The sequence below is a fragment of the Pseudoalteromonas sp. genome (genome assembly GCF_041629635.1).
Classification (GTDB): domain Bacteria; phylum Pseudomonadota; class Gammaproteobacteria; order Enterobacterales; family Alteromonadaceae; genus Pseudoalteromonas.
The window spans coordinates 1-7,492 of record NZ_JBFKMX010000157.1 but is presented as its reverse complement, the minus strand read 5'-3'; the positions used below and the strand labels follow the sequence as shown (position 1 = coordinate 7,492).

Annotated in this window: 8 protein-coding genes and 4 tRNA genes; 3 read left to right on the top strand and 9 right to left on the bottom strand. The window is 38.8% G+C overall.

The window, feature by feature from the left end:
* The 8 genes from ABYD77_RS16455 to murB all read right to left on the bottom strand — a co-directional run.
* Nucleotides 1-141, bottom strand: a 141-nt coding sequence (locus tag ABYD77_RS16455) for a GTP-binding protein (RefSeq protein ID WP_372771192.1), incomplete at its 3' end; no start/stop codon positions are given.
* A 138-nt stretch (nucleotides 142-279) separates the two neighbouring features.
* Nucleotides 280-355, bottom strand: a tRNA-Thr gene (locus tag ABYD77_RS16450).
* Nucleotides 356-366: 11 nt separating this feature from the next.
* Nucleotides 367-441: transfer RNA gene (locus tag ABYD77_RS16445), tRNA-Gly, on the bottom strand.
* Nucleotides 442-484: 43 nt separating this feature from the next.
* Nucleotides 485-569 (bottom strand) — tRNA-Tyr (locus tag ABYD77_RS16440).
* Between the two features lie 43 nt (nucleotides 570-612).
* Nucleotides 613-688, bottom strand: a tRNA-Thr gene (locus tag ABYD77_RS16435).
* Between the two features lie 145 nt (nucleotides 689-833).
* Entirely contained in the window at nucleotides 834-1,508 is a 675-nt protein-coding gene (locus tag ABYD77_RS16430; protein WP_372771191.1) for a type III pantothenate kinase, read from the bottom strand.
* 2 nt (nucleotides 1,509-1,510) lie between these two features.
* Nucleotides 1,511-2,500 carry a bifunctional biotin--[acetyl-CoA-carboxylase] ligase/biotin operon repressor BirA gene (gene birA, locus ABYD77_RS16425; RefSeq protein ID WP_372771190.1) on the bottom strand — a complete coding sequence of 330 codons (990 nt, stop codon included), beginning with the start codon at nucleotides 2,498-2,500 and terminating at the stop codon, nucleotides 1,511-1,513.
* Nucleotides 2,488-3,498: a UDP-N-acetylmuramate dehydrogenase gene (gene murB, locus ABYD77_RS16420; RefSeq protein WP_372771189.1), complete on the bottom strand. Its 1,011-nt coding sequence runs from the start codon at nucleotides 3,496-3,498 to the stop codon at nucleotides 2,488-2,490. Before murB ends, birA begins: the two co-directional genes overlap by 13 nt.
* 121 nt (nucleotides 3,499-3,619) lie before the next feature.
* On the opposite strand from murB, the gene ABYD77_RS16415 reads away from it, so the two are divergent.
* Nucleotides 3,620-5,452, top strand: a complete 1,833-nt coding sequence (locus ABYD77_RS16415) for a M1 family metallopeptidase (RefSeq protein ID WP_372771188.1) — start codon at nucleotides 3,620-3,622, stop codon at nucleotides 5,450-5,452.
* A gap of 30 nt (nucleotides 5,453-5,482) precedes the next feature.
* Here ABYD77_RS16415 and ABYD77_RS16410 read toward each other — a convergent pair whose 3' ends face one another.
* Nucleotides 5,483-6,106 carry a DUF2057 family protein gene (locus tag ABYD77_RS16410; RefSeq protein ID WP_372771187.1) on the bottom strand — a complete coding sequence of 208 codons (624 nt, stop codon included), beginning with the start codon at nucleotides 6,104-6,106 and terminating at the stop codon, nucleotides 5,483-5,485.
* A gap of 82 nt (nucleotides 6,107-6,188) precedes the next feature.
* On the opposite strand from ABYD77_RS16410, the gene ABYD77_RS16405 reads away from it, so the two are divergent.
* Nucleotides 6,189-6,554, top strand: coding sequence for a histidine triad nucleotide-binding protein (locus ABYD77_RS16405; protein WP_372771186.1), 366 nt, complete (start codon nucleotides 6,189-6,191; stop codon nucleotides 6,552-6,554).
* A gap of 99 nt (nucleotides 6,555-6,653) precedes the next feature.
* Nucleotides 6,654-7,310 (top strand): response regulator transcription factor, encoded by a 657-nt coding sequence (locus tag ABYD77_RS16400; RefSeq protein ID WP_372771185.1) that lies wholly within the window; start codon nucleotides 6,654-6,656, stop codon nucleotides 7,308-7,310.
* The last annotated feature ends 182 nt before the right edge of the window (nucleotides 7,311-7,492 follow it).

Below are 7,492 nucleotides of genomic sequence, written 5' to 3'. Positions count from 1 at the left end.
GAAGTCTTTCGCTTCACCACCGTATACTTTTGCAAGTACGTTAGTGATTGCTGCAGTTAGAGTTGTTTTACCGTGGTCAACGTGGCCGATTGTACCTACGTTTACGTGCGGTTTCGAACGTTCAAACTTTTCTTTTGCCATGACGGAACCTATAAAGTTATATAACTAAAATTACATGTAAAGTGTCTACAAAAAGCGCAGACGTATTCAAATAATTGAATAAGTTTATGACAAATTAAAGGAAGTGGAAAATATTTAAGAAAGGTTGTGACTCGGTACTGGTGCTGATAGGCAGATTTGAACTGCCGACCTCACCCTTACCAAGGGTGCGCTCTACCGACTGAGCTATATCAGCACACCAGAAACTGGAGCGGGCAGCGGGAATCGAACCCGCATCATCAGCTTGGAAGGCTGAGGTAATAGCCATTATACGATGCCCGCTTTCGGAACCTGTTCTTAACTACCTCTAACCGTCAAGAGTAAGTGGTGGAGGGGGACGGATTCGAACCATCGAAGGCAATGCCGTCAGATTTACAGTCTGATCCCTTTGGCCGCTCGGGAACCCCTCCACAAATTCTTTTAAAGCTAGACTTTCATATAGTGAAAGTAAAATGGTGCCGACTATCCGAGTCGAACGGATGACCTACTGATTACAAGTCAGTTGCTCTACCAGCTGAGCTAAGTCGGCACATATACTGCTTAAGTACGGGGCGAGATTCTAAGGCAAGGTTTTAGGATATGCAACCATTAATTTTAAAAAAAATGAAAGTATCTGTTCAAGCGTCCAAGTTTTAGACAAATCGCTGCAGATTTATGCTTTTGCCCCGTGTTTTTTAGTAAGCGACTAGCCCTTGCAATACTAAATCCTCGATAAATTCACTATTTTCGAGATGCTGTGCAAGTAATTTCCCGTAACCACCGGTACATAAAACTTGGATATTTTCACCAAATAATGCCCTTGCCTGTTGGATTAAACCTAAATTGGCAGCTAAACAACCATAACTGAGTGCCTCTGGTGTATTGCTACCAAGATTGTTTGCAAACATCACTGTCTCATTGGCAAACACTTTTTCTGCACGCAAAACGATTGATTCCATCATCAAATCGATACCCGGTATTATCCAACCTCCTTTATGGGTTTTGCCATCAATAAGCACGTCTACCGTTGTTGCTGTTCCAGCATCAATAATAATTGACGATTGGTTTGGGTATAAATAGGCTGCTGCTAGCACCACTAACCAGCGATCAATACCAAGGTTTTTAAATTCAGCATACGCACACGTAACACCATTTTGTTGTGCACTCACTTTTGCGAATTTAACCTCGATACCTTTTTCATTAGCTTCACTCACTAAGCTATCTAGTAATGGGTTTGCTCGCACACTGGCGACTAATACTTGCGTGATCCCTTGCCAATTTAATTGTTGTTGTTCAACAAAAGTAATTTTATCTTCATTATAGAGTGCAAGTTTTAATGCAGTATTACCTACGTCAACTAATAACTTCATTATTAATTAACCTTACGTACTGAAATTTCGCCGCCATAATATGTTTTCTCAATACCATCTTGGCGTAATACTAACCCACCTTGCTTATCTATACCTACGCATATGCCTTGCCACGTTTTTTGCCCTGTATTTAAAGTGATAAGTTGTTCTGCAAATGCATTTACTTTATTCCATTCAGAGTACATTTCACTTAATCCTGTTGCTTGGTATTGCGCTAAACGCTGCTCTAAATAATAAGTGAGCGCTGCCGCTAATTCATTTTTATTTACTTCAAGCCCTAAACGTTTTAAATCCACCCAAGCTTGATCAATATGCTCACTGGCACTTTCTGGCATTGCGATATTTAAACCTATTCCTATAACTAAATGACAAGGTCCTTCTGGTTGACCATCAAGCTCAACAAGAACACCTGCTAACTTTTGGTTATTCACCAGAATATCATTTGGCCATTTTAAACTGACTTCAACGTTATATAGCACTTTAATACAATCAAACACAGCTAAGCCAACAGCAACACTCACTCCCATTGCCGCTTGTAAACCATCATCGAGCAACCAGTAGTAGCTATAATAAAGATTCGCGCCAAAAGGAGATTGCCAAACACGGCCACGTCTACCGCGACCAGCATTTTGCATTTCAGCTACAACAACCGCACCCGAAGTAAGAGCTTGCTTACTTGCAATGCGTTGCATAAGTTCAGTATTTGTTGAATCGATACTGGCAAAGGTTTCAAAGTTACCAACTTGCCCAGACAATTTTTGATACTCAGCTTGTAGTTCGGGTTTTGAAATCAAAGCAATCTCTTGTTTTAAGCAATAGCCTTTATTATTTACTTTATAAATATCTAACCCGAGTTCACAGAGAGATTTAATATGCTTTGCAACTGCTGCTCGACTAATACCCAGTTGTTCACCCAAAAGCTGACCTGAAATAAATTCGCCATTTTTCAACGCTTGAAGAATAGCTAATTTCGACCCAGTTATTTGTGACATGTTGGCGCCTCAACTTTAGTTTCACCACTTTTTGCAATTAGCCTTACTTCATGTTCAAGGGCAACACCAAACTTTGCCAACACGGCCTTTTGAATATGTGTAATCATTGCGAGTAAATCTTTGTTAACTGCACCATCGCTATTAATTAAAACCAGCGCCTGTTTTTCACTCACTTCTACACCACCTATTTTATAGCCTTTCAGGTTTGCTTGTTCAATCAACCAGCCAGCCGCTAATTTGATTTGTTTGTCTGAAACGAAATAGCTTGGCATTGACGGATATTTCTCTAACAGTGATTGAGCTAACACGTTTGACACAATTGGATTTTTAAAGAAGCTACCGCTATTTGGTTGTAGTTTAGGGTCGGGCAATTTACTTGAGCGAATAGCAATTACTTCATCCATTACTTGTTGTGCAGTGGGTGTTTGCAAAGACTGTAACGGCCCATAACTTAAATTAGCTTGCCACTCTTTTTTAAGTTCAAATTCAACCGATGTAATAATAAACTTGCCAAGCAGAGCATGTTTAAAAATGGAATCTCGATAAGCAAACTTACACTCTTCATTGGTTAAGACCTGCTGCTTACCCGTGACAATATTAAAACCACAGACTTTAGTAATGACATCTTTTACTTCAACACCATAAGCGCCAATATTCTGTACTGGCGCCGCGCCAACCGTACCAGGAATAAGTGCCAAGTTCTCAAGGCCACACATACCTTGCTCAACACAGTAATTTACAAAGTTATGCCAGTTTTCACCCGCAGAAGCTTCGATAATATAACTAACATCTGTTTCATTTACTGAAATACCTTTGTTTGCTATTTGAATAATTTGCCCGTGGAAATCATCAACAAATACGGTGTTACTCCCTTCACCTAAAATAATAAAAGGAGTGTGCCAATCAACCTGATTTAGCTCGTCTAACTGTTCAATACGAATCAAACTAGTTGCAAATGCAGGTAATGCAAAGGTGTGATGCTGCAGTAAAGAAATCAAAATAGGTGCTCAAATTACCTAACTATAAAATTACGCACATATTAACGCATTCTTTTACTCAACGCATAGAAGTGCGTATTATTGACAATAATTGTATACAACCCGTTTTTAGGAATATTAGATGAAGTTATCTGCTATCGCAGCTCTCGTAGCAATGAGTTTATCAACCAACTCTCACGCCGCTGTAGATGAACACACTTTCAGTAATTTAGAGCAAGTGCTTTCAACACATATTCACCTAGATCTTGAGATTGATTTCGAACAAAAGCAACTTCAAGGATTTGCTGAGCATACGCTAGATTGGCGCATTAACAATGCTAAAACGCTGATTTTAGACACCCGTGATCTTGTTATTGGTAAAGTGCTTTACAAAGATAAAGCTGGTAACTGGCGTAAAGCAAGTTGGCAACTTGCAAAAGATGATGGCGTTAGAGGTGCCAAACTTACCATTAATTTTGCAAATCAAGCCGACAAAGTACGCGTTTATTACAACAGCTTGCCACAAGCATCAGGTTTGCAATGGCTTACACCAGAACAAACAGCTACTAAAACCCAACCATTTATGTACAGCCAATCGCAAGCCATTCATGCGCGAAGCTGGATCCCAGTGCAAGACACACCAGCAATGCGAGTAACTTACTCAGCACGTATTCAAACACCAAAAGATGTACGCGCAGTTATGAGTGCAGACAACACGGATGCATTTATTAAAGACGGTGATTACCAATTCACTATGCCACAAGCAATTCCACCATACCTGATTGCAATTGGCGCAGGTAATTTAGAATATAAAGAAATGTCGCGTCAAACAGCGATTTTTGCAGAACCTACCATTCTGGATGCATCCGTAGCAGAATTCAATGACACCCAAACCATGATTGAAAAAACCAATGCAATTTATGGTGAGTATGCGTGGGGTCGTTACGACTTATTAATGTTGCCGCCTAGTTTCCCATTTGGTGGTATGGAAAACCCACGCCTTTCATTTATTACGCCAACAGTTGTTGCCGGTGATAAAAGCCTCGTAAACCTTATTGCGCATGAACTAGCTCACTCATGGTCAGGCAACCTTGTAACTAACGCGACATGGGAAGACTTATGGTTAAATGAAGGTTTCACGTCATACGTTGAAAACCGTATTATGGAAGAAGTATTTGGTCGAGATCGTGCAGTAATGGAACAAGCACTTGATACTGCTGCCTTACATGGACAAATGCCTAACCTTGAACAAGGCGATACACGCTTAAACCTAAAGTTAAATGGCCGCGATCCAGATGATGCATTTAGCAAGGTGCCTTACATTAAGGGCATGCTTTTCTTAATTTATCTTGAAGAGAAATTTGGCCGTGAACGTTTTGACGAGTTTGTGCGTTTATACTTTAAAGAATATGCTTTCAAATCACTGACCACAGGCGAATTTGAATCATATCTAGCAGACAATTTACTTAACAAGTACCCAGGTATTGTTTCAGTTGAGAAAGCTAAAGAATGGATCCATCAACCAGGCTTGCCTGAAGATGCCCCAAATCCAACCTCTAATGCCTTTATTAAAGTGGATGCTGCAGCAAAAGCATGGTTAACAACTGGTGAAATATCTGCCTTGCCAACAACCAATTGGACCGTTCATGAATGGTTGCATTTTATTAATAATCTACCGCGTGACTTAGCGATTGATAAAATGTCACAACTAGATAAGGTATTTGACTTAAGCCATTCAACCAATGATGAATTAAGCTTTGCATGGTTTATGTTGGCTGTAGGTAATGGTTATGAGCCTATTTACGGGCCACTTAAAAATCATCTTGTAGGCATTGGTCGTCGCAAATTGATTGTACCACTCTACAAAGCACTCATTGCAAATGGTAAAAAAGAATGGGCTAATGAGGTTTATCAAAAAGCGAAACCGGGTTACCACCCACTTGCACAAGGTACTGTTGATAACTTATTTAAATAAGGTTTGTTAACGACTTTATAATAGGCAGCATTAGCTGCCTTTTTTATTACTTAAAAATGCTTTTTTTTCAGCTTCACTTGCCTGAGACCACCAAAATTCAAGCATATTGAGTGCACTAGGTTGTTGGCTAGGAGACGCTGATGGTGCAGCAGCATTAATTTCTGATATTACAGGCGTGACTACTGCAGGTTGAGTATTACTTGTTGCTGTTACAATAGCTGGAGTTGGTGCAGCATTCGTTGCTAGCACAACTTTTGTGTTAACAGCATTTAAACGTTTTGGTTTTTCAGTACTTCCCAACTTTTCAAAATCAGCATAGGGTTGTTTGCTGTATTTTTTTGCTGCTGAAATATCATCAGCGCGTTGCATTGACAATTTATATTCACGATTCGCATCATCAATGTCCACAATTAACCAAAACGGTTTTGATTCGACTGTTTCATGTTCATCATAATCAACTTCATAAATGTCTTTATATTTGAGTTTTATTTTATGAACACCTGCAGGTAAATTAATTTCGCTAACACTCGAGAAAAATGAATGTTCAACCTTCTGCTCATTCACTTGAAGTGGGATCAATTCTTCCACAAATTTAACAGTGGCCGCATAAGACAGCATTGGCAGTAGTAAAGTTATACCCAGTAGTTTTTTCATTGTTATTCCAAAAACCCTTGCAGATAAATTCCATCAATCTAAACTGGCATAATTAACACAAAATTACTACTAGGATGTTAGTATGAGCGAAGAAACGCTATTTACGAGAATCATTAATAGAGAAATTCCAGCAGATATTGTCTACGAAGATGATATTAGTCTTGCCTTTAAAGATATTAACCCTCAAGCACCATTTCATGTGCTGATTATTCCAAAAAAGCCCATTGCCACAATCAATGATATTAACTTAGAGGACCGTGAAATTGTCGGTCATTTATACTACGTAGCTAAACAGCTTGCAAATGAACATGGCTTTGCCGATGACGGATACCGTGTTGTTATGAACTGTAATGAAAATGCTGGTCAAACCGTTTTCCATATTCATTTACATATGCTTGCTGGAAAGCTTCTTGGCTGGCCTCCTTATACTGAAAAAGCAAAGACCTAGATAAAAGTATTACATATAATAAAAAAACAATACAAAAGTTTAAATAATATGTTAAGCTTCAATAATAATTTTGTTGAAGCTTTTTTTGTTGAGTTAACAATGAACAACACAGCATTTATCATTCTAAACACAAATCCAACGAATAACTCTGGATTAGAAGTTCTTAAACCATTATTAACCACACAGGGCCTTAATGTTCTTCATGGTTTTGATGGTAAAGAAGTACCAAGTAATACCCGTCTATTATTTATAGAGTCTAATGGTGATAATGTATGGCAACGTTTGCAAACTCATATCTCTGAGTTGAAATGCGAATGTGACATTATTCTTTTCAATATTAGCGATAATACTGAACTGGCAAATCGTGCTTTATTATCAGGTATTCGTGGCGTGTTTTATGAAACTGATAATGCCGATGTATTGATGAAAGGGATTCGGTTATTACTAGATAACCAATTATGGTATCGACGTGATGTGATGTGTAGTGCTTTAAACCGCCTACTACAATTCAATAAAGAAGCAATTAATCAAATTACAGATGCTGAATTAGAACCTGTAAAACTTACTAAGCGTGAACGAGCAATTATCAGCCTGATGAGTAAAGGTGCAAAGAACAAAGAAATCGCTGATGAATTAAATATTAGCCCGCACACTGTGAAAACGCATTTATATAGTGCGTTTAGAAAAACCAACTGTCGAAATCGTATTGAGTTACTTTCTTGGGCACAATACAACATGCCTAACGAATTACGTTAATCACCTTTTTAGTTTTCCCCTTTTATGCCGGGCTATGCCCGGTTTTTTTATTGTTTGAGATTTAGGGTTCAAGGTTCAAGGTTCAAGGTTCAAGGTTCAAGGTTCAAGGTTCAAGGTTCAAGGTTCAAGGTTCAAGGTTCAAGGTTCAAGGTTCAAGGTTCAAGGTTCAAGGTTCAAGGTTC